At 61.7% G+C, this 19,633-nt stretch carries 23 protein-coding genes and 1 pseudogene; 12 read left to right on the plus strand and 12 right to left on the minus strand.

Features of this window, described 5'->3' with window-relative positions:
- Positions 1 to 291 precede the first annotated feature (291 nt).
- Positions 292 to 894: a TetR/AcrR family transcriptional regulator gene (locus tag B8446_RS12425; protein WP_048850085.1), complete on the minus strand. Its 603-nt coding sequence runs from the start codon at positions 892 to 894 to the stop codon at positions 292 to 294.
- Between the two features lie 70 nt (positions 895 to 964).
- Here B8446_RS12425 and bdcA point away from each other — a divergent pair, with 70 nt between their 5' ends.
- Genes bdcA through B8446_RS12435 form a run of 3 tightly spaced genes read left to right on the plus strand, consistent with a single transcriptional unit; the run spans position 965 to position 2,675 of the window.
- A complete protein-coding gene (gene bdcA / locus B8446_RS12430) occupies positions 965 to 1,678 on the plus strand; it encodes an SDR family oxidoreductase (protein ID WP_048850087.1) in 714 nt (237 codons plus the stop codon).
- Entirely contained in the window at positions 1,675 to 1,818 is a 144-nt protein-coding gene (locus tag B8446_RS16295) for a hypothetical protein (RefSeq protein ID WP_158507589.1), read from the plus strand. Before bdcA ends, B8446_RS16295 begins: the two co-directional genes overlap by 4 nt.
- Positions 1,815 to 2,675, plus strand: a complete 861-nt coding sequence (locus tag B8446_RS12435; protein ID WP_048850088.1) for an NAD(P)-dependent oxidoreductase — start codon at positions 1,815 to 1,817, stop codon at positions 2,673 to 2,675. The genes B8446_RS16295 and B8446_RS12435 overlap by 4 nt, the downstream gene beginning before the upstream one ends.
- A gap of 383 nt (positions 2,676 to 3,058) precedes the next feature.
- On the opposite strand, the gene B8446_RS16430 is transcribed toward B8446_RS12435, so the two are convergent.
- A complete protein-coding gene (locus B8446_RS16430) occupies positions 3,059 to 3,223 on the minus strand; it encodes a hypothetical protein (RefSeq protein WP_199484108.1) in 165 nt (54 codons plus the stop codon).
- A gap of 217 nt (positions 3,224 to 3,440) precedes the next feature.
- Here B8446_RS16430 and B8446_RS12445 point away from each other — a divergent pair, with 217 nt between their 5' ends.
- Positions 3,441 to 4,097 (plus strand): DoxX family protein, encoded by a 657-nt coding sequence (locus B8446_RS12445; RefSeq protein WP_306301111.1) that lies wholly within the window; start codon positions 3,441 to 3,443, stop codon positions 4,095 to 4,097.
- A 99-nt stretch (positions 4,098 to 4,196) separates the two neighbouring features.
- Here the strand turns inward: B8446_RS12445 and B8446_RS12450 are convergent, their stop codons facing one another.
- The 3 genes from B8446_RS12450 to B8446_RS16300 form a co-directional block, all read right to left on the minus strand.
- Positions 4,197 to 5,114, minus strand: coding sequence for a LysR family transcriptional regulator (locus B8446_RS12450; protein WP_048850090.1), 918 nt, complete (start codon positions 5,112 to 5,114; stop codon positions 4,197 to 4,199).
- A gap of 468 nt (positions 5,115 to 5,582) precedes the next feature.
- Positions 5,583 to 6,182, minus strand: a complete 600-nt coding sequence (locus B8446_RS12455) for an NAD(P)H-dependent oxidoreductase (protein ID WP_048850092.1) — start codon at positions 6,180 to 6,182, stop codon at positions 5,583 to 5,585.
- Between the two features lie 190 nt (positions 6,183 to 6,372).
- Positions 6,373 to 6,537: a hypothetical protein gene (locus tag B8446_RS16300; RefSeq protein ID WP_158507590.1), complete on the minus strand. Its 165-nt coding sequence runs from the start codon at positions 6,535 to 6,537 to the stop codon at positions 6,373 to 6,375.
- A gap of 114 nt (positions 6,538 to 6,651) precedes the next feature.
- Between B8446_RS16300 and B8446_RS12460 the strand changes: the two genes are divergently transcribed.
- Both B8446_RS12460 and B8446_RS12465 read left to right on the plus strand, forming a co-directional pair.
- Positions 6,652 to 7,560 carry a LysR family transcriptional regulator gene (locus B8446_RS12460; RefSeq protein ID WP_048850094.1) on the plus strand — a complete coding sequence of 303 codons (909 nt, stop codon included), beginning with the start codon at positions 6,652 to 6,654 and terminating at the stop codon, positions 7,558 to 7,560.
- Between the two features lie 25 nt (positions 7,561 to 7,585).
- Positions 7,586 to 8,010: pseudogene (locus B8446_RS12465) on the plus strand (IS5 family transposase); the annotation flags it as partial.
- Between the two features lie 102 nt (positions 8,011 to 8,112).
- Here B8446_RS12465 and B8446_RS12470 read toward each other — a convergent pair.
- Positions 8,113 to 8,868: an anti-sigma factor family protein gene (locus B8446_RS12470; RefSeq protein ID WP_048850095.1), complete on the minus strand. Its 756-nt coding sequence runs from the start codon at positions 8,866 to 8,868 to the stop codon at positions 8,113 to 8,115.
- Positions 8,865 to 9,368 carry an RNA polymerase sigma factor gene (locus B8446_RS12475; protein ID WP_048850097.1) on the minus strand — a complete coding sequence of 168 codons (504 nt, stop codon included), beginning with the start codon at positions 9,366 to 9,368 and terminating at the stop codon, positions 8,865 to 8,867. Before B8446_RS12475 ends, B8446_RS12470 begins: the two co-directional genes overlap by 4 nt.
- Positions 9,369 to 9,541: 173 nt before the next feature.
- On the opposite strand from B8446_RS12475, the gene B8446_RS12480 reads away from it, so the two are divergent.
- The gene (locus tag B8446_RS12480; protein ID WP_048850099.1) at positions 9,542 to 10,636 is read left to right on the plus strand and encodes a catalase family peroxidase; all 1,095 of its coding nucleotides are present in this window, start codon (positions 9,542 to 9,544) and stop codon (positions 10,634 to 10,636) included.
- Positions 10,633 to 11,178 (plus strand): cytochrome b, encoded by a 546-nt coding sequence (locus B8446_RS12485; protein WP_048850101.1) that lies wholly within the window; start codon positions 10,633 to 10,635, stop codon positions 11,176 to 11,178. The genes B8446_RS12480 and B8446_RS12485 overlap by 4 nt, the downstream gene beginning before the upstream one ends.
- A 69-nt stretch (positions 11,179 to 11,247) precedes the next feature.
- Here B8446_RS12485 and B8446_RS12490 read toward each other — a convergent pair whose 3' ends face one another.
- Together B8446_RS12490 and B8446_RS12495 are read right to left on the minus strand one after the other, a co-directional pair.
- Positions 11,248 to 12,084 carry an alpha/beta fold hydrolase gene (locus B8446_RS12490; protein ID WP_048850120.1) on the minus strand — a complete coding sequence of 279 codons (837 nt, stop codon included), beginning with the start codon at positions 12,082 to 12,084 and terminating at the stop codon, positions 11,248 to 11,250.
- Positions 12,085 to 12,167: 83 nt separating this feature from the next.
- Complete coding sequence (locus tag B8446_RS12495; RefSeq protein ID WP_048850102.1) at positions 12,168 to 12,920, minus strand: SDR family NAD(P)-dependent oxidoreductase; 753 nt, start codon at positions 12,918 to 12,920, stop codon at positions 12,168 to 12,170.
- A gap of 113 nt (positions 12,921 to 13,033) precedes the next feature.
- On the opposite strand from B8446_RS12495, the gene B8446_RS12500 reads away from it, so the two are divergent.
- Positions 13,034 to 13,927, plus strand: a complete 894-nt coding sequence (locus tag B8446_RS12500) for a LysR substrate-binding domain-containing protein (RefSeq protein ID WP_048850103.1) — start codon at positions 13,034 to 13,036, stop codon at positions 13,925 to 13,927.
- Between the two features lie 73 nt (positions 13,928 to 14,000).
- Here B8446_RS12500 and B8446_RS12505 read toward each other — a convergent pair whose 3' ends face one another.
- A complete protein-coding gene (locus B8446_RS12505; RefSeq protein WP_048850106.1) occupies positions 14,001 to 14,273 on the minus strand; it encodes a type II toxin-antitoxin system Phd/YefM family antitoxin in 273 nt (90 codons plus the stop codon).
- Between the two features lie 96 nt (positions 14,274 to 14,369).
- Positions 14,370 to 14,999, minus strand: coding sequence for a TetR/AcrR family transcriptional regulator (locus tag B8446_RS12510; protein WP_206742563.1), 630 nt, complete (start codon positions 14,997 to 14,999; stop codon positions 14,370 to 14,372).
- Positions 15,000 to 15,079: 80 nt separating this feature from the next.
- Here B8446_RS12510 and B8446_RS12515 point away from each other — a divergent pair, with 80 nt between their 5' ends.
- Positions 15,080 to 15,829 carry an SDR family oxidoreductase gene (locus B8446_RS12515; RefSeq protein ID WP_048850123.1) on the plus strand — a complete coding sequence of 250 codons (750 nt, stop codon included), beginning with the start codon at positions 15,080 to 15,082 and terminating at the stop codon, positions 15,827 to 15,829.
- A 148-nt stretch (positions 15,830 to 15,977) separates the two neighbouring features.
- On the opposite strand, the gene B8446_RS12520 is transcribed toward B8446_RS12515, so the two are convergent.
- The gene (locus B8446_RS12520) at positions 15,978 to 16,400 is read right to left on the minus strand and encodes a DUF6640 family protein (RefSeq protein WP_048850110.1); all 423 of its coding nucleotides are present in this window, start codon (positions 16,398 to 16,400) and stop codon (positions 15,978 to 15,980) included.
- Between the two features lie 412 nt (positions 16,401 to 16,812).
- Here B8446_RS12520 and B8446_RS12525 point away from each other — a divergent pair, with 412 nt between their 5' ends.
- Complete coding sequence (locus B8446_RS12525; protein WP_048850113.1) at positions 16,813 to 18,075, plus strand: MFS transporter; 1,263 nt, start codon at positions 16,813 to 16,815, stop codon at positions 18,073 to 18,075.
- A complete protein-coding gene (locus tag B8446_RS12530; RefSeq protein ID WP_048850115.1) occupies positions 18,072 to 19,325 on the plus strand; it encodes an arsenic transporter in 1,254 nt (417 codons plus the stop codon). Before B8446_RS12525 ends, B8446_RS12530 begins: the two co-directional genes overlap by 4 nt.
- Positions 19,326 to 19,633: the final 308 nt, after the last annotated feature.

The raw sequence follows: 19,633 nt of genomic DNA on the forward strand, positions 1-19,633 counted from the left end.
CAGACCCTAACTTAAATCCGTGGGCATGTTCGGGGCAGGGTCACGTGCTCCGACAGGCCTCACAACACAGTAGACACGTGTAGGCGGACATTTCTGCTTTGCAGGACACCCGGACATTTCCGCGTTGTTGCAACATCATATGCTCGCGCGCAGGCTGAACCGTCCCGGCTGAATCATGAGCTTAACGAATATCCAAACAGGTTCTCATCTGCGGACCACCATGCGGCGCTCAGTTCACCTCTGACAAACAAGAAGTCCCGACCGGGTTTGCATCAGGCCCGTCCAGATGACCTACGCGCTTCCTTCGATAAGTGAACGTAACCCGACCGTAGCAACCGCTGCGACCTGCTCCAGGCCGGCGCAGCTGACACCATCGCGCGCAGCCGCCGACATGCCGGCCATCGTCACCGTCACGACCTCGGTTGCGATTAACGCGACCGCCGGCGCGCTACGAGCAATGAAAGCTTGCAGCTTTTCTCGACGGATCTGAGCAATGCGGAGGGCGATACACCTTCCCTCGTCGCCACGATGGGCCCGCAATGCTTCAAGGATCAGGCATCCTGCCTGATCCTTGAACGCCGTATATCTGCGTGCGGCTTCGCCCAGAAGCTCGGCGATACTGTCGACAATCGGACGGTCGTCACGAAAGAAGGTCTCCAGTGGCATAACTTCGGCCACATACGCCTCTGCGATTCGCTCGAAATAGGCGGCCTTGCTCCCGAACGCAGCGTAGAAGCTGGCCGGCCTGATACCAAGTGCCTCGGTAATGGCGGCAATCCCAAGCGCTGCATAGCCGTGCGTGTGGAATAACGCGCGCCCGGTGATGAGAGCAGCATCTGGATCGAACTGACGGGGGCGGCCACGCGCTCCTTTTGATAATAGATGATCGGTCACTCAAGAAAACCTTGACGGTGGCTATGGCTGAGTTATGTAGCGTTCGCTAAATAACTTCAAGGTAGTCCTCATGTCGGCTTCGGCAACACGAAAAATCCTGGTCATCGGCGGCAGTCGCGGAATTGGGGCGGCAATTGTCGCGCGGTTTGTCGAAGAAGGCTGCCACGTGTCATTCACCTGGTCTGGATCGCAGGCGGCGGCGGAAGCGGTCGCAGCTCGCACTGGCGCGCATGCGGTTCGCAGCGATGCCTCAGACCGTGATGCGACGATTGCCCTCTTGCGCGAGATAGGGCCGCTTGATGTCCTGGTCTATAATTCCGCCCTTCTGTTGCCAGGCGATCCGCTGACGCTGGACCCGGATGCGGTGGACCATCTGATTGATGTCAATATTCGCGGCCCTTATTTCGCATCCGTCGAGGCAGCGCGACAGATGAATGAAGGCGGCCGGATTATCCTGATCGGCTCTGTGCATGGGGACAGGATGCCGTTTGAGGGCATCACGGCTTATGGGATGAGCAAATCGGCATTGCAGGGCCTTGCCCGTGGTCTGGCACGAGATTTCGGCGCGCGTGATATCACAGTCAACGTGGTGCAGCCGGGGCCGACGAACACCGATATGAATCCCGATGATGGCCCCCTCGTGCAGGCAATGCATGACGAGATGGCGCTCAAGCGGCACGGCACAGCAGAAGATGTGGCGCACCTGGTGGCCTATCTCGCAGGTCCGCATGCGAGTGGGATTACAGGTGCCATGCATACGATTGACGGTGGGTTCGGCGCGTGAGCGAGGCGGTGCTCTTTGGTTTCGACCGGGAATGTGGCGTGCACGGCAACGGGCATGGCTTGATTTACGAGAAAAACTCCGACGCAGCGCTGGCGCCGGTGCTCGCATGGCTTGCGTCGAGCGTGGAGGCTTCAGCATGAAGATCGCCTTTATCGGCCTCGGCGCGATGGGTCGTGCGATGGCCACCAATCTGGTCCGCAACGGCCATGACGTTTCCGCCTGGACGCGCTCGGGCCGCACGCTTGCAGATGTGACCGCGCTGCAGACACCGGGCGAGGCCTTCGAGGGCGATGTCGTGCTGACGATATTGTCGGATGATGCGGCTATTCGCTCCGTAATCGTCGATCCAGATTTGCTGTCACACGCAGCACAAGGTGTAATCCATGTGGTGATGTCCACGATTTCGGTCGCGTTTTCGCGCGAGCTGACGGCGCTCCACACCCAGGCCGGGGTGGCGTTCGTGGCCAGTCCCGTCCTTGGCAGGCCGGATGTTGCGGCAGACGGCGAGTTGCAGATCCTGGCGGGTGGCGATCCGGCCCATCTGGCAAGGCTCGCGTCCGTGTTCGAGGTTTTGGGCAAGCGTACTTGGTCGTTGGGGGACGAACCCTCAGGGGCTCATGCGGCCAAGATTGCGTGCAACATGATGATTGCAATGGCGATTGAGGCGATGGCCGAGGCAGTTGTGCTGACAGAGGCTAATGGTGTCGCGCGCGAGGCATTTTTTGAGTTAATCCTCAACACCTTGTTCGGCAGTCGATCTTATCAGGTCTATTCGAAGAATATCGCGAGCCGGGTTTACGAACCCGGCTTCCGCGCTACTCTCGGCCTCAAGGATCTGAGACTTGCGACAGAAGCGGGTGCTGCGACCGGGCGTGAACTGCCAATGCTGGCGGCGATATTCGGGCGGATGGGCGAAGCAATCGCTGCTGGGCATGAAGAAAAGGACTGGTCGATCCTCGCGGCACAGACGTTGGGTGAAGCGGATAAGAATTCCTGAGAGATTAAGGACGGCATAGCCAGGCGCATAAGCGTTAGTAAACCAGCAGAATGAAAGCATGTCCATTTTGGAAATTCTCTATGGTGGCATGTATGTCTGAGAAGCGGGCGAAACCGCCTCCAACAATTTCCGCAGAGCTCGCCAACAGCGCATAGATGCGCCCGTAATCGCCTCTACGACGCCGACGCTCGTTCTGCCTCGTCTATGACGCGTGTCACAGCCGCGTTTTTAGCCATCGCGTGACTGCTGCGACATCTTCGCCGGTCAGGTTATGTCCGGCATCCTGGACCCGGTAGTCTACATCGGCTCCGCGCAGCTCACGGTCCGTCCGAGCGCCGTGCGCGAAGATGGCGGGACGAAGGGATCTTGCAGGCCCGACAGCATCAGGACGCGCGTGCCAGCGAGATCGGGCGCGGGCGGCGCCACGCCGCCACGAATGCTGCCAGGTCGGCGGCGCGCGCGACGAGGTCCGTTTCGTCGAACACACCTTCGGCGAGACGGCGAAAAAAGCGCGGCATGCCGCGTTCGAGCACTTGGCCCCGCGGCAACAGGATTTCGGATCCCGGCGACACTTACCGGGCGAGCGGGACAAGATCGCGCTCGTCACCCTCTTTCATGCAGAAGCAACAGGGGCAATGCGCCCGCCCGTGTCGCGCCTTCCGTATGATGTATGAACGATGTCATGGCGACTTCTCCTCAGACCAGCGCCGGCAGCACGCGTACATATCCGCGCCGATCTGGTGCGCAACGGGCATTACGACGCCTATGCGCCCGGCCACCACGCACCGCGCCGGGGGAGCGACGGGCTATATCGAAGCCCGCCCCATCGCCATCTTTCGGATCGGTCGGCCCGGCCAGAGGAACGCGACACGAGACATCATTTTCGGAAACGATACCTTTTCATTTATTCTATTTTTATGGATCGTCCTGGGTCGTAATGTTTTCCTTAGCGGCGACAATATCGGCGTCGCGGCTGCCAGGATGAACCCGACCATGAACACAATCTCTCCCCGCGACGCTGCCCTGTTCGTCGCCCGCTTCGGCCTGTCGCTCTTGTTCCTGACGATGGGATGGGGCAAGGCGACTGACTTTACCGGCACAATCGCCTACATGGCTCAGACGGGCGCTCCGCTGCCTGCACTCGCGGCCCTAATCGCGACCGTCGTTGAGCTGGGCGGAGGCATTGCGCTGACTCTTGGCGTGGCGGTGACGCCCGTCGCTTCCGCGCTGGCTCTCTATACGGTCGTTACCGGCATGATCGGGCATCACTTTTGGACCTATGCGCCGGGCCTGATGCGCTACGACATGACCATCCACTTTTACAAGAATATCTCAATCGCCGGTGGCATGCTGGCGCTCGCGGCAGCCGGCGCCGGCCGATATGCGCTGACGCGCCGCCACCAAGCCGGCATTGCCGCTTAATCTCACCCGTCGAGCCGGGCCGTCCGAGGTGATCGGCACGCCTGTTACCCTATAAGGCTTATACCGGCACCCAGTCTTGGGTGTCGGCCTATATCGTCTTCATGCGCGGGCCCAAGGCGTATGGGCCAGTTCGCGCGCGAGATAGTCGATCAGCACCTGCACGCGCAACGGCCGCAGCGGGCTGGCGGGCATCACCAGATGCAGGCCCAACGGATCGACGGACCAACCCGGCATCGCCATGTCCAGCCGACCGTTGCGCAATTCGTTCCAGACCATGAACTCGGGCATGATGGCGAGGCCCTGACCCGCCAGTAGGGCGGGCATCGTCAGGTCGACATTGTCCGACCAGACGCAGACCGGGGGCTCCACCGTCTCTTCCCCGAGCGATGCATGCCTGAACCGCCAGACACCGCGCGACGTACTTCCGCTATATCCGAGCGCACGATGCCCGGCCAAGTCGGATGGCCGCCTTGGCATGCCGTGGCGTTCAACATAGCCAGGGGCCGCCACCAGAAGCAGCCGCACGGTGGATAGACGCCGCGACAGCATGGACGAATCATCAAGGGTAGCGATGCGCAAGGCCATGTCGAACCCTTCGGCCACCAGATCGATCTTGCGGTCGCTGAGCGCGAAATCCACGATGATTTCCGGATAAGCTTCGAGAAATCCCGGCAGGGTCGCACCGAGATAGCCAATGCCAAACGAAAGCGGCGCGCTGACGCGGACCCGACCGCGCGGCACCGATGCATGTTCTCCGGCTTCTTCCTCGATCGCCTCGCCCTCGGCGAGGATACGGGTGGCCCGGGTGAGCGCGGCCCGGCCCGCATCGGTCAGGGAAACGCGCCGGGACGTGCGGGCGATCAGGGTCACTCTGAGGCGCGCCTCGATCCGTCCGATCGCCTTGGAGACGGTAGGGTCCGACAGGCCCAGCTCACGCGCCGCACGTGAGAACGAGCCGTGTTCGGCGACTTTGGCGAAGATCGCCCAGGCTTCGAGATCGGGGAGAGTCTTTGTCATTATCGGAAATAATGAAATTCTATAGTTTCTATTTCGTCAAGGTTTTATGCGTAGCATCTTATACCAAAGGACGCAGCCTCTGACTCGTGTGTGAAGTGACGAACGGCGTCGAGTCTGATTCTCTTGCTGCGGAAGGATCTGACTGATGACGAGGGCGGCGAAGCTACGAAATGATTGTCGGCCTCTGACCTGAGGCGACTTGTGGCGCGCAGCCGGCATGCGCGCGCGTGGCGCCGGCGGCCTTGCGCATGGCGGGCGCGGACGCCCGTCTAATCACCGCAGGCCAGAAAGTCTTCGCGCCAAGTGCTGGCGTTGATGCGGGTGCATTATCCCCAAGTCCTGACAGGGAACACCGAAAGGCGGCTGGGTCAATGAACAGTCCATCCGTGCCAATGACGGCATGTGCTGACGGAGTGCGCCGACAATCAGGATCGCGACCGTCAGGAAACTGGGACCACGCCAAGAATATTACACGCTGGGCAGCACGAAATTCAAGGTTTCCGACAGATGTAGGCGATAGCGTTTGATCGTCTCCTCGACGTTCGGGGCTTTCATGACGTCGGTAGCCAGGAATGTAGGCAACGGAGAAATGGAAAGGAATTGGTTGGCCTTGTGAACCGGGAAATAGACGGCGTCGACGCCCTTGCCGTCGAAGAACTGCTCCGGGTCCGTAAAGGCCTCGTTCGGCGCATTCCAGGTCAAGGATAGCATGTAGCGTTTGCCGTCCAGAAGACCGCCCGAGCCGTATTTACGGTCCGGATGGTTCCGGCTGCGTCCGTCGTTCACGTAAAGAGCGCCGTGCCCGGCCGTAAAAACCTCGTCCATGTATTTTTTGACAATCCACGGTGTGCCCATCCACCAGCCGGGCATCTGGTAGATGACGAAGTCGGCCCACAGGATATTCTGAACCTCCTGCGCGACGTCGTACCCATCGTCAATTTTGGTCTGGCGGATCGCGAATCCCGCTGCGGTCAGCGTTTCGATCGCGACGTCATGCAGCGTGTCGTTCAGGCGCCCATGCGAATGGGCAAAGATTTTTCCACCGTTGAGAAGGAGAACGTTCTTCATTGTCATAATATCCATGTTCGGAAGGCGAGGAAATGGAAAGACACGGGTGCGTGTCATAGCACTGCGTCTGAAGTTTCCAGGAGGGCTTTCGCGTGTTCGAGCGCGGGACGGTAGGCGTCGCCATAGCGTTGCCGCGCCGTCGCATCGTTAAGGCCGAGGAGTTCAAGCCGACTGCTGCTTACAAGGCCGCTCAGCGATCCCATTGCGGGACCAGCCCGCCGAGGCTGACGATCCGGCCATCAGTGCGCGCGAGCGCATGGCGGGCGGCCATATCGTCGGCTTCGAGTGCGAATTCGAAGATTGCGAAGGTTTCGAGGGCGGGTATCGACGCGCCGTAAGCGGTGACGTCGAACATGTTTTCACTCCGTGATTTCCATTTATTCCCGATCTAATGCATGGCCGGGCCGGCCTTGATAATAGGGTCTGGGTCCACATAATCTTGGAACGAAATTCACAGACAGGAGCGGTCATGGACAATCGTGCGGGCGAGATGCAGGTCTTCGTTCGGGTGGTGGAGACCGGAAGTTTCTCCGAAGCTGCACGTCAACTCATGATGACACCCTCGACGGTCAGCAAGCTGATCGGTCGCATGGAGGAACGATTGGGGGTGCGTCTGGTCGAGCGATCGACACGCCGCTTGTCGCTGACCGATGAAGGGCGCCTGTTTCATGAACGGAGTAGTACGCTGCTGGCGGAATTGGACGATATCGAACGGGAGATTGGTCAGGGTGCCAAGGGCGCGGGAGGGACATTACGCGTCAGTGCCTCGGTTGCTTTCGGCGTTCTGGGCATCGAGCCTCTCTTGTTGGAATTCTGGCGTGCCTATCCTAATATTGTGGTCGATTTGTCGCTGTCGGACGAGATCGTCGACCTTTATCTCGATCGCACCGACGTTGCCTTTCGTGTCGGTCCCCTCACCGACAGCAGTCTTCTGGCTCGCCGGATCGGGGTCGCGCGGCGCAAGATCGTCGCGGCGCCCGCCTATCTCCAAGCGCGCGGCACTCCCGTCACGGCGAGAGATCTCGATTTTCACAATTGCCTGGGATTCAATTTCCGTCGGGCCGAGCCGGTATGGCCCATGAAGGAAGGCGGGCGGAACGTGGACCGCATGGTGGCCGGCAGTCTGCTGGCCAATAACGGCGAGACAGTACGCCGCCTCGTCCTGGCCGGAATGGGGTTGGGCCGCCTGGGCGACTATCATGTCCGGGACGACATCGCCCATGGACGCCTTGTGGAGGTGCTGGCGGAGGCGGGACATGGCGACGCGGAGGAAGTCCATGCCCTCTGCCTCGGTGGTCAGCGCATGCCGCAACGCATCCGGCTGTTTCTGGATTTCATAGTACCGCGGTTGCAGGCCTTCATGCGTGAAGGAGCATGAAGAGCCCAAGCGCCTGAAGCCGTCGATGTCTGCGAGCAAGATGCCCGTATTGCGGCCATATTTCCCGAAATCACGCGGGCTGAAACGTGCCGATGACCGCCGCGTGCTGAGCGGCATCGTCTATATGATCCGCCACGGCCTTCAGTGGAAAGATGCGCCGTCGGGCGACGGGCCGCACAAGACGCTCTACAACGGCTTCATTCGCTGGAGCCGTCTGGGCGTGTTCGCCCGGATCTTCTCCGCTTTGACCGGCAAGGCTGGCGTGCCGGACGAGTTGATGATCGACAGCACGCACCTCAGGGCGCACCGCACGGCGGCAAGCCTTCTCAAAAACGGGGTGCTGCGCGTCGGATCGGATGCACAAGGGCCGGGCTGAGCTCCAAATTGCACGCCGTTTGTGACGGGCAAGGCCGTCCAATGGCAATGCTACTGACCGAAGGGCAGATGAACGCTGACCCTGCCCCGAACGTGCTCACGGATTTAAGTCAGGATCTGTTCGTTATGAAGTGCTCCCCGCTTTCAGGCCTTGTGGAAGCGGGCACCCTGAAAACGTCAGCTTGCTCCCGCCATCAGGTCCCGGGCGCGATTTGCGAGAATATGAAGATTACGCACAGAAGCGTCCGATATCATGCTGATTCCCAGCCCGTCCTGCGCCCAGATATAGCCCGGCATATGCTGCATCGGGCGCATGGGGGATGTCATGTCTCGACCGTACATGGGACGCACGAAAAGGGAAATCAGCGCGCCATTTTCATCGTTGTAGACAAAGACGCAGGCTGGGCCGTGATCCGTCGTGACCAGCTGGCCGCCCGCAAGGTGATAGCCTGCTGCTGAAAGGTTGGGGGGACGCACCGGGCGGCCGAGCGTCCGGCCGCCCCAGGCTGCAAGTTGGGCGACATTTCCCTCGGCGATCGTGCTGCCTTTTCCGGCGTCATGCACGATCGTCGCCTCCTGCTCGACCGAAGCCAGGCCGAGGGGCACTTCCCGGTCGCGGAGGAGCCATCCGCCGCCAAGCCCGACGGACAGGGCCAGGAGGACGGACGCTGCCATCTGCGGTATGCTGAAATGGCGGCCTCTGCGCTGTTTCAGCCGGGTAATGTCAAACCGTGCTGGCACGGGCTGCCGGAGTTCGACCTCCATCGCGGCCCGCAGCAGGTTGCGTTCTGTCCGCCATGCCGTCACGCGCCGTCGCGCATCGGGATTGGCATCCAGCCATGCCTCTACGGTCCGCCGTCGTTCAGGCGAAAGATGCTCGTCGACCCAGGCTTGAAGATCGTCCTCGGTCACGGGGCGGTCGGGCGGTGTCATTTTACCCTCCTGAGCATGGGACGCTCCTCATGTTCGATAAGCCGGTGCAATGCCGTCCTGGCCCGCGACAGCCGTGACATCACGGTGCCGACGGGCACCCCCAGTATTTCCGCGACCGTTCCATATTCCAGCCTCTCGACCCCGACGAGCAGCAGCACTTGCCTGTGATCGTCGGACAGGCGTTCAAAGGCGCCGGCGACCTCTTTCCATTCCAGATGCGGGATCTGGGTGGCATCCTGAACCGGCTCGGGAGCGATTTCCGTCAGGGGCATCAAATGCCGCAGGCGGCGCCAGTGGCTGACGTTAAGACGAAAGGCGATGGTGAACAGCCAGGGCCGAAGGTCCGGCCGGCCGCGCACCTGATGCATCCGCGTCAGGGCGCGTTCCAGGCAGTCCTGCACCAGGTCGTCGGCCTGATGCGGATCGTGCGTCAGCACCCGCGCATAGCGCCTCAGGGCCGGGATGGCGCGTTGCAGCCTGATGTCGTCGCCGTCGCTCAACCCTGTCCCTGCCGCATGTGGTCCCTGTCGTCATGGAAGAAGACGCTCATGGTACCGGTTTATTCCCGGCAAAAGAGCGGGACGCCGAAATTTTCGTAAAACGGCCGATCCGAGGGGAATAGATCCGCCCGCCCGGACGTCGTCACGACGGACGCTGTCAAAGGATCGAAACAATGGCGACGAACCCTGTCGTGCCGCCTGCTTCCCCCCTGCGCTGGCTGGGTGTGGTCGCGGCCCCCGCCGCGCTCGCGCTGGCCTTTCTTTGGGCGGGCGGGTGGCTGGCCCCCACACGCCTGACGCAGGCCGGTATACTGGACGCCCTGCATGAAGCCAGCGGCATGCAGCTGGGCTTTCGCCGCAACCACGCCAAGGGCGTCTGCGTGGCGGGCTGGTTCGAGGGCAACGGCAACGCTGCCGGTCTTTCCTCGGCCACCGTCCTGCAACAGCGCCGGGTTCCGGTGGTCGGGCGTTTCGCGCTCGCCGGCGGCCTGCCGTTTCAAACCGATGCGCCCGCGAAGGTCCGCAGCATGGCGTTGCGCCTGATGCCGCCCGATGGTCAGGAATGGCGCATGGGCATCAACGACATTCCTGTCTTCCCCGTCCGCACCCCGCAGGAATTTCACGACCTGCAGTTGGCGTCGCGCCCGGACCCAGCGACAGGGAAACCCGATCCCGCACGCATGCGGGCTTTCCGTGCCGGCCATCCCTGGTTGCAGACTGCGATGGAACAGGTCACCCGTCGCCCTCTTTCGTCGGGGTTCGCCGACGACACCTATCGCAGCCTCGACAGTTTCCTGTTCGTGGCAGCGAACGGGACGAAGACGGCCGTGCGCTGGGCCATGGTGCCCGTGCGACCCGTCATGCCGGCCGACAGTCACGCGGCCGATCGTGATTATCTTTTCCGCCAGGTGATCGACGACATTCACGCCCATCCGCTGCAATGGCACATGATGGTGACGGTGGCGGGCAACGGCGACGCGGTCGACGACCCCAGCCGCATATGGGCGTGGGACGATCGGCAGATCGATGCCGGAACTCTGACCCTGACGACCATCGAAAGTGAGGAAGGTGGCCCCTGCACCGGCATCACCTTCGATCCCCTCGTGCTCCCTGAGGGCGCCGCGCCGTCCGGCGATCCGATCCTCCCGGCACGATCGGCGGCCTATATGCGCTCGTTTTTCCTGCGCTCCGGCGAACGATCAGCCGCCCCTGCCGTGACACCTGGCATGATAGCGACCCCCTCAGGCGCGAAGGATCATAAATTATGAGGAACCCTGGGTCTTTCTCCCTTCCGTCGCGCATCCTGCACTGGCTGATGACCGTCATGATCCTCGCCATGCTGTTCATCGGCGTGTTCATGGCCGCGACCGTCGGACCCGGCTATCACCGGCTGGTGACGGTGCATCGTCCGCTGGGGATTGCGATCCTCGTCCTTGCGATCCTGCGGCTCGGGAACCGTCTGCGCTCCCCGCCGCCGCCGCTGCCGGCAGACTTGCCGCCGTTGATGAAAGCCGGCGCCAAGGCATCGCATATCCTGCTCTACATACTGATGATCGCCCTGCCGCTTGTCGGCTGGGGAATGCTGTCGGCAGCAGATTATCCCATTCCCCTGTGGGGGGAATCCATGCGGCTGCCGCCGATCCTTCCGCACGATCCAGCTCTCTGGGCGTGGCTCCGGTCGGCGCACACCGTGCTGGCTTTCCTCTTGTTCGGCCTCGTTCTGGCGCATCTCGGCGCGGCTCTGTTTCATGGGCTGATACGACGCGACGGCGTGCTGCCGAGCATGGTGCGGCGGGTCAGGCCGGATTGAGCGCATCAGGCGGAGCGTTTTGACGGCGAAGCGGCCACTGTGCATCCACCGTGGCCGCATAGGGAGCGGTTAATCTACAGCAAAGGCCAGCAGATCCGCATTGAGCACGTCAGCGTTGACTGTCAGCATCCCGTGCGAGAGGCCTGGGTAGGTTTTGAGCGTACCGTTCGAGAGCAGTTTGGCCGACTTCAGCCCTGAAGCGGCAATCGGCACGATCTGGTCGTCTTCTCCGTGGAGGACCAGCGTCGGTACCGTAATGGCCTTCAGGTCCTCGGTCTGGTCGGTCTCGGAAAACGCCTTGATGCCATCGTAATGGGCTTTGGCACCGCCCATCATGCCTTGGCGCCACCAGTTACGGATGACGCCCTCGCTCACCGTCGCTCCCTCGCGATTGAAGCCGTAAAACGGCCCCGACGGCACGTCGAGGAAGAACTGCGCCCGGTTGGCGGCGAGCGCCGCGCGGAAGCCGTCGAACACCTCGATTGGCATGCCCTCCGGGCTGGCGTCGGTCCGGACCATCAGAGGCGGCACCGCGCTGACGAGCACCGCCTTGGCCGTGCGGCCCGAGGGCTCGCCGTGACGGGCGACATAGCGCGCGACCTCGCCGCCGCCGGTGGAATGGCCGATATGCACGACGTTCCTCAGATCCAACGCTTCGACGACGGCGAACGCGTCGGCGGCATAATGGTCCATGTCGTGGCCACCGGACACCTGCGCCGAACGCCCGTGACCGCGCCGGTCATGCGCGATCACGCGAAAGCCGCGCTCGACGAAGAACAGCATCTGCGCGTCCCAGTCATCCGAGGAAAGCGGCCAGCCGTGGTGAAACATGACAGGTCGGGCATCCTTCGGACCCCAGTCCTTATAGAAGATCTCGACGTCGTCTTTCGTAGTGATGAAGGGCATGATGACCTCCTCTGAAGGTTCCAAGGTGGATGTATGGCGCACCGGGTCGAAACCGCTGGATGTCGGTCTCGGCCCGGCCTTGTTCAAGCCTGCGTCTGTCCGCCATCGACGGTCAGCTCGATGCCGTTGATGAAGCTCGCCTCGTCGGACGCGAGGAACAATACCGTCCGCGCGATCTCCTCGGGCTGGGCGACGCGCCCAGTCGGGATCAGTCCGGCGAGGTAGGACTTGGTGCCCTCGGCTTGCTCGCCGCCGCCGAACAGCGCGTTCAAACCCGCCGTCTCCGTGACGCCCGGGCTGACCGCGTTCACGCGGATGTGCCGGTCCTTGAGGTCCATCATCCAGGTTCGTGCGAAGCTGCGCACGGCGGCCTTGGTCGCAGAATAGACGCTCAGGGCCGGCGTGCCGGCCGCGCTGACGTTCGAGGCGTTCAGAACGATCGACGCCCTGTCGCGCAGCAGCGGCAGCGCCTTCTGCACGGTGAACAGCACGCCCTTGACGTTGCTGTCGAAGGTGGTCTGGTAGTGCTCTTCGGTGATGGCGCCCAGCGGCGCGAACTCGCCGCCGCCGGCATTGGCAAAAACGACGTCGATGTGGCCATGCTTCTGCTGAACGGCGTCATACAGGCGGTCGATGTCCTCTAGGCGGCCCATATCGCCGCGCACGCCGATAACCTTACCGCCGATCCGGGTGACGGCGGCGTCAAGTGCGTCCTGCCGTCGGCCGGTGATGAAGACGAATGCGCCCTCGTCGGCGAATGCCTTGGCCGTCGCAAGGCCGATGCCGCTGGTGCCGCCGGTCACAATCACCACCTTGCCGTCAAATCCGTAGGTCATGGTTCTGTTCCTTGTCTGCGGCGCGTCGTTCTCGCCGGTGAGACAGAGATGACACAGCAACGATAAACGCTATAGACGGCATTATCGGTACGCAGCGTTCAGCAGGAGGAACGATGGAACGGCGCGATCTCAACGATCATGCGTATTTCGTCGCAGTGGTCACGCATGGCGGCTTTTCGGCTGCATCGCGTGCGCTGCACGAGCCAAAATCGAAGCTCAGCCGCCGCATCGCCGATCTGGAGACCCGCCTTGGCGCGCGGCTGATCGAACGGTCCAGCCGACGCTTCCGCGTCACGGAACTCGGCCAGGCATTCTACGAGCGCTGCCGCGCTATGCTGGAGGAGGCGGAAGCAGCGGAGGCGATCGTCAGTGCAGCTCAGGCCGAGCCGGCGGGCATCGTCCGGTTCAGTTGTCCGACCGGCATGGTGACCGTCATCGGTAATCTGATTACGGGGTTTCTGGATCGCCACCCCAAGGTGCGGTTGCAACTGCTGGCGGTGGATCGGCCGGTCGACCTGGTCGACGAGCGTATCGACCTGGCGCTGCGCGTTCGCCTGACGCTGACGTCGGATGCGGCGCTGACCATGCGCACGCTGGGACACTCCGTGCGTATCCTGGTGGCGCATCCGCGCGTTGCCGTTGGCGTCGGCACCCTGTCAGACCTGGCGGCGTCGGGGTTGCTGACGACGAGCGATGAGGCAGCCGACTGCATCTGGCCCTTGATGAACAGGTATGGCGAGACACATGAAATACGCCGGATGCCCCGGTTCGGCTCGCAGGACATGGCCATGGTGCGCGATGCCGCAATCGCGGGCCTCGGTGTTGCGTGGCTGCCAGACCACTTCGTTCGCGAGGCGCTGACAGAGGGACGGCTTGTGCAGGTGCTGCCGGAATGGACCGGGCCAGAAGGGATCGTGCATCTCGTGTTCACGACGCGTCGAGGGCTGCCGTCTGCCGTGCGCGCGTTCATCGACCACCTCGCCGCCGGGTTTCCGAAGCGGCTTTGACCGTTGTGCCGTGCAGTACGGAGTGTCCGATTCCGGGCGGGTGACAAACATTTTGGCCTGCTATGCAGAATCTTCACAAGTCTCCATCCCTGCTATCGAATACGTCCTGCGGGGTCGGACCGAAATCAGTACTCAACTTGATTCGGCCACGCAGCGCACCCGGCCTTCGACGGTCATGATAGGACGGAGCCGGCGGGCGCAGCTCGGCCACGATCTCATTATGGGACATGATTAGAAACGTGCTGCCCAGCCGCGCCTGGCGAAGGTAGGCCGCGAGGTTGCCGCGGAGTTCCTCTACGCCGATTTTCACAGGCGTCCTCGAGCTGCCAGAAAGCTGTTCGCTCATGCGACTCTCCCTATGCGTTGACTTATCATGTGCACATGGAGGAGGCGTCACAAGTCCGTCGTCTCTGACAAGGCGGGTGCATCCGATGAGCAGCGCCTAACGGCCGACATTGTCGCCTTGGCCACAGACCGTGTCCGATGCCCTGAAAACGCCGGCAATTCCCATCGAAACACGCCGGCGTGCGGCCGGTTCATCGTCCCCGAACCGATCAACCGCCCAGGACAACGCCACAACGAGTTCGAACACGTTCGTCGCCGTCACGGTATCCACGGTATCTCCAGAGAGAGTTGTCTGGCCCAGAAAGACCCCTGTTCTGTCGACCAGTGCGGCGCACGCCATCGCCATGGACGACTGCGGATCTCCCTGAGCGGCGGCAACACAGGTCGGCAGGTCGTGCCAGATGCGCAGTCTCCAGGCGAGCCGAATCAGCCATTCCGCCAGTGCCTTTTTCGGCGCGAGCGATCTGGACAGCGCATCGGCTTCTGCCAGTGCAGCCTCGATGCTGACTGACGCCACGGCGGCGAGCAGATCGTCCCGCGTCGGAAAGTTCCGATACAGCGTCGCATTTCCCACGCCTGCACGCAGGGCGATGCCGTCAAGGGAAGCGAGAACCCCCTCTTCCTCGAATGTCGCATGGGCAGCCGCAAGGATCGCTTCCCGGTTGCGCCGCGCATCGGCGCGCATGGGACGCGGCACGGCTGAACTTATCTCCAGGTCGGTGGTCACAAATGTCCTCTCTTGACCAAGTGGGGAAAGCCCCCGGATAATGTTTTGGGGACTGTCCCCACTTGATGGAGAACTACAGGATGACGCAGCCAATCGACAAGACCCACCGGAAGCTGGAGGATCGGGTCGTGCTCGTGACTGGCGCCAATGGCGGCCTTGGGGAAGAATTCGTCCGGCAGGCCGTGCAGCGGGGCGCACGCCGCGTCTACGCCGCAGCCCGGCAGCCCAGGGCCTGGGCTGATGCTCGCATCGCGCCGCTGACGCTCGACATCACGAAAGCCGATGACATCGCACGCGCCGTCGCCAGCGCGCCTGACTGTGACCTCCTCATCAACAACGCGGCCATCGCACCGGAAGCGGATGTCCTGCTTCAGCCTGAAGAGGAGACACGGCGCATCTTCGATACGAATTTCTTCGGCACGTTGAACGTCGCCAACGCCTTTGCGCCGGTCCTTGGCACCAATGGTGGCGGGACGATGCTCAATATCCTGTCCGTTGCGGCATGGGTCAGTATACCGACGGCCTATGCGGCCTCGAAGGCGGCGCTGTGGTCCGCGACCAACGGGTTGCGCATGGCGCTGGAGGGGCAGAACACGCAGGTGACAGGCCTTCTAGTGGGAATGATCGACACGCCGATGACGACGAACTGGCATGTGCCGAAGAGTAGTGCGGCGAGCGTCGTGACACAGGCCTACGACGGGGTCGCCGCAGGAGCCCTCGAAATTCTGGCTGACGACACGACGCGCGACCTGAAGTCGAGGCTCAACACGAAGGGCGAGGAACTGTATCCGTGGGTCCATACGCAGCTTCGGGCGCTGATGGCTTCGTAACTCTCGCGAGAACACTTACGTTTTTTGTGTCCGGCCGCCGATGAATGTCGCATATCGGAGCGGAAGCCACCGGTCTGCTTTGAGTGCAAATGAACCGGCGCGGAATGAGGCGGACCAGGCAACGCTGCGTCCGCCTGAACCGTGACGCTCAGCTCGCCCCGACAGCAATAACGACCGCCACCAGCGAGACCACGCAAAGCACATATGTCACGAGCTGTTGAGGGGCGAGACCAAAGGGGCGCGGCGTCTCTGCTTCAAATTCCGGATCGGTCCACGCCGTACCAGGGAAAATAGGCGCTATTGCCATCGTTACGAAATAGCTGGCCGCAAGTGCGCTCGCGAGCAGAAACAGGGGCAAGGATAGCGCATAGGGTCCAAACAGTAGGAAAAGCGATAATCCTCCACCGAAAAACCCCATCAGCATTGTCTGGCCGTTGTGAAATTTGGCGTGAGGAGGCCAGTGCGGGTTCTGCTGATGCTGCCGCGCCGTCGCAGGCACGAGAGCATCAGCGATGAACCCGCCGAAATTGAACAATGCTACGAGAGTAATAAGCCATTTTGCGATTTCCATAAGACACACCTTTCCTGTCGCGGAAAGGACATGCTGGAGGCCGGTCGTATTGCACGAACGGCTCGTACGGGCACAAAGCGCCACCCGGACTACCGACCGGGCCGTGACTTTTACATATCCGATGCTTGATTCGCATGGGAATGACCGACCGGTCAAGTGAGGCGTGGCCGTCAACACTGAACCGCCCCGGAATTGGCGGAGACCATCAGCAGTTCTACGCCGATATGGTCCTCACCCCTATGGCAGCATAATTTGTGCAAACCGGTCTCCACCAGTCTCAGGGGGGGGCGGTTCGTGCTGTCTTTTCTCTCTTTCAAAAGTCGACAACAGCGGTCGTCTCTACGGCAAAAATAGTTTTGTAACTTATTCTCTCCTGCGCAGTTAAGCAGCACGGCTCAACGAAGAGTGCTTCATGACTCGGAACTCCGCTGCCGCTGTGGATGCCGATAAAAGTATTGGTGTTCCAAGCCTCAATCGGGCGTTGTTTGCCCTATGCGCACTCAACTTCTTCATGGCGGACGTTCAGGCGGGCGTCGGCCCCTTTCTGGGCGTTTTCCTGCAGCGGCATGGCTGGCAGACAGGGCCGATCGGTACCGTTATGACGGTGGGCGGAATTGCCGGAATGATCGCCACAATCCCGGCGGGAGCGTTCATTGACCAGACAAGGAAAAAGCGGCTGCTCGTCATCGTGGCGGCGACGTGCACCATCTCCGCTTCAATTCTGCTGCTGACTTCACAATCGGTGGCCGTTGTAACGGTCAGTCAACTCGCAACTGCTGTGGCAGGTGCCGTAATTGGGCCGCTCATGACGGGCATAACTCTCGGAATCGTGCGCCAGAAAGGCTTCAATGCCCAAGTAGGGCGTAATCAGGCATGGAACCATGCGGGCAACATGGTGGGGGCAGGACTTTCCGGTTGGCTGGGATGGCGGTTCGGCCTGTCAGCGATTTTCTGCCTCGAAGTCGTATTCGGCCTGTTCGCCATGTCCGCCGTTCTTCTAATTCCTGAGAGATCCATCGACCACAGGGCCGCGCGTGGCCTGGGAGACGAACAGGCTCATGATGACGGCAGGGCCGAAGGGCTAAAGTCGTTTCTGCGACACAGACCCCTTCTCGTCCTGGCAGTCTGTCTATGCTTCTTCCATCTCGGCAATGCAGCCATGTTGCCGTTGTATGGCATGGCGGTCGTCAGCGCTGGAAAAGGCAATCCTGCCATGTTCACCGCGCTGACCGTGGTGGTCGCTCAAGCTGTGATGATCGTCGTCAGTCTTCTGGCCATGCGCTTCATCAGAGAGCGCGGCCACTGGATCGTTCTGCTCTTGTCGTTTGCCGCCCTGCCGTTACGTGGCCTGGTCGCGGGAAGTTTCATCCAGAATTGGGGCGTGTGGCCGGTGCAGATCCTCGATGGCATCGGCGCAGGCCTCCAGAGTGTTGCCGTGCCGGGTCTGGTGGCACGTCTTCTGAATGGAACCGGGAGGATCAATGTCGGCCAGGGTGTCGTCATGACCGCGCAGGGAATTGGAGCGAGCCTTTCTCCTGCGCTGGGAGGGTGGCTCGCCGAGGATCTGGGATACCCGTTCGCCTTCTATACTTTGGGCTGCTTTGCTGTCGTGTCGCTGGGGCTGTGGATTGTTTCGGCATCGGCCGTTCGGTCCGCCGGACATGTGCCTGCATGATGCTCCATCATCAGGCGATCTGGACGATTGCGGTTCTGGCAACGGCGGGCGTCATCATCCGGCCGTTCCGGGTCCCGGAGTGGGTATGGGCAGTGACAGGGGCGGCGCTCCTCGTGCTGACAGGGCTGGTTCCGTTCTCCATGACCGGGGCAGGTATTCTAAAGGGTGACGATGTCTATCTGTTTCTGATTGGCATGATGCTGCTCAGCGAGACCGCTCGGGCAAATGGCCTGTTCGACTGGATAGCTGCCTGGGCGGTCAATCATGCCGCAGGTTCGATGGTGAGATTGTTCACGCTCGTCTATCTGGCGGGTGTCCTGGTGACGACCTTCCTGTCCAACGATGCGACGGCTGTCGTGTTGACCCCGGCGGTGCTGGCAGTGGCGAACAGGGCCAAGGCCGACCCGCTTCCGTTGCTGTTCGCATGTGCGCTCATTGCCAATGCCGCCAGTTTCGTCCTGCCGGTCTCAAACCCGGCAAATCTGGTGCTGTATGATGGCGCGCTTCCTGCTCTCGGGTCGTGGATGGTGTCATTCGCGCTGCCGTCGCTCATGGCTATTGTTATGACCTATCTGGTCTTGCGCGTCACTGAACGAAAACACCTGAGCCAACGATGTGCGTCCCAGGTTGACCGGACGCCGTTGACGCGGAGTGGCAAGGCGGCCTTCGGCGGAATTGTGCTGACAGCGACCCTACTTATGACGTTCTCCGCGCTCGATAGGCCTCTCGGCTTGCCGACGGCGCTTGCTGGCATTGCGACAGCTCTGGGAGTGTCCGCGTTGGCGCGACGGTCGCCATTTGCGCTCGCGCGCGATATTTCATGGGGCATTCTCCCGCTCGTGGCGGGGGTGTTCGTTCTGGTCGCAGCGATCGACAGTACCGGACTGGTCGGACAGGTTGCCCAACTGGTTAAGCCGGCGGCAAGGACCGATCCTGCGACCGCCGCTTTTGGGTTTGGCACCCTTCTGGCCTTTGTCTCGAACATCATGAACAACCTACCAGCCGGATTGATCGCCAGTGAGGCAGTCGCTCAGGCTCATGCGCCGCAGCTGATGGTTGATAACCTGCTGATAGGCGTAGATCTTGGCCCCAATCTTTCCGTGACAGGGTCCTTGGCCACTATCCTCTGGCTCCAGATCATCCGCCGCGGAGGCGAAGATGTCAGGTTTCTGCAATTTCTTAAAGTGGGCGCCCTCGCCATGCCTGCTGCGCTGTTCACCGCTCTTGGCGCACGACTGTTGATCGGATGAAAGCGGCGTTTTCCTTCATCTCTGGCGGACATGTTGCTGGCCGACAAGCCCAAACCAGATTCCATAAGGATGTCAGGCCGCAACCCTCCACCGCAATCATGTAAAAGTCCGCGGACGGTCCATCTGTTCGTCCGTCAGCCGCCCTCAAGGTGACGCGCCACAGCATGCCTGTGCGTCAGGTCGACAAGCGTGCTGACCCAGATAACACATCACCCGCAATCGGCGCGCAGGCCCGGACACTGGAATTGCTCGAGCAAAGCGGCTTAGAGCACGTCCACGTTATTCTGGTTCATACCCTGCGGCGGTGA

This window comes from Tanticharoenia sakaeratensis NBRC 103193, from assembly GCF_000963885.1.
GTDB lineage: Bacteria > Pseudomonadota > Alphaproteobacteria > Acetobacterales > Acetobacteraceae > Tanticharoenia > Tanticharoenia sakaeratensis.

Excerpts from the sequence above, each read along its gene's own strand:
- bdcA (WP_048850087.1), top strand. The coding sequence starts at position 965 with ATGTCGGCTTCGGCAACACGAAAAATCCTGGTCATCGGCGGCAGTCGC.
- B8446_RS12435 (WP_048850088.1), top strand. The coding sequence starts at position 1,815 with ATGAAGATCGCCTTTATCGGCCTCGGCGCGATGGGTCGTGCGATGGCC.
- B8446_RS12445 (WP_306301111.1), top strand. The coding sequence starts at position 3,441 with ATGCGCCCGGCCACCACGCACCGCGCCGGGGGAGCGACGGGCTATATC.
- B8446_RS12450 (WP_048850090.1), bottom strand. The coding sequence starts at position 5,114 with ATGACAAAGACTCTCCCCGATCTCGAAGCCTGGGCGATCTTCGCCAAA.
- B8446_RS12455 (WP_048850092.1), bottom strand. The coding sequence starts at position 6,182 with ATGAAGAACGTTCTCCTTCTCAACGGTGGAAAAATCTTTGCCCATTCG.
- B8446_RS16300 (WP_158507590.1), bottom strand. The coding sequence starts at position 6,537 with ATGTTCGACGTCACCGCTTACGGCGCGTCGATACCCGCCCTCGAAACC.
- B8446_RS12460 (WP_048850094.1), top strand. The coding sequence starts at position 6,652 with ATGGACAATCGTGCGGGCGAGATGCAGGTCTTCGTTCGGGTGGTGGAG.
- B8446_RS12470 (WP_048850095.1), bottom strand. The coding sequence starts at position 8,868 with ATGACACCGCCCGACCGCCCCGTGACCGAGGACGATCTTCAAGCCTGG.
- B8446_RS12480 (WP_048850099.1), top strand. The coding sequence starts at position 9,542 with ATGGCGACGAACCCTGTCGTGCCGCCTGCTTCCCCCCTGCGCTGGCTG.
- B8446_RS12485 (WP_048850101.1), top strand. The coding sequence starts at position 10,633 with ATGAGGAACCCTGGGTCTTTCTCCCTTCCGTCGCGCATCCTGCACTGG.
- B8446_RS12490 (WP_048850120.1), bottom strand. The coding sequence starts at position 12,084 with ATGCCCTTCATCACTACGAAAGACGACGTCGAGATCTTCTATAAGGAC.
- B8446_RS12495 (WP_048850102.1), bottom strand. The coding sequence starts at position 12,920 with ATGACCTACGGATTTGACGGCAAGGTGGTGATTGTGACCGGCGGCACC.
- B8446_RS12500 (WP_048850103.1), top strand. The coding sequence starts at position 13,034 with ATGGAACGGCGCGATCTCAACGATCATGCGTATTTCGTCGCAGTGGTC.
- B8446_RS12505 (WP_048850106.1), bottom strand. The coding sequence starts at position 14,273 with ATGAGCGAACAGCTTTCTGGCAGCTCGAGGACGCCTGTGAAAATCGGC.
- B8446_RS12515 (WP_048850123.1), top strand. The coding sequence starts at position 15,080 with ATGACGCAGCCAATCGACAAGACCCACCGGAAGCTGGAGGATCGGGTC.
- B8446_RS12520 (WP_048850110.1), bottom strand. The coding sequence starts at position 16,400 with ATGGAAATCGCAAAATGGCTTATTACTCTCGTAGCATTGTTCAATTTC.
- B8446_RS12525 (WP_048850113.1), top strand. The coding sequence starts at position 16,813 with ATGACTCGGAACTCCGCTGCCGCTGTGGATGCCGATAAAAGTATTGGT.
- B8446_RS12530 (WP_048850115.1), top strand. The coding sequence starts at position 18,072 with ATGATGCTCCATCATCAGGCGATCTGGACGATTGCGGTTCTGGCAACG.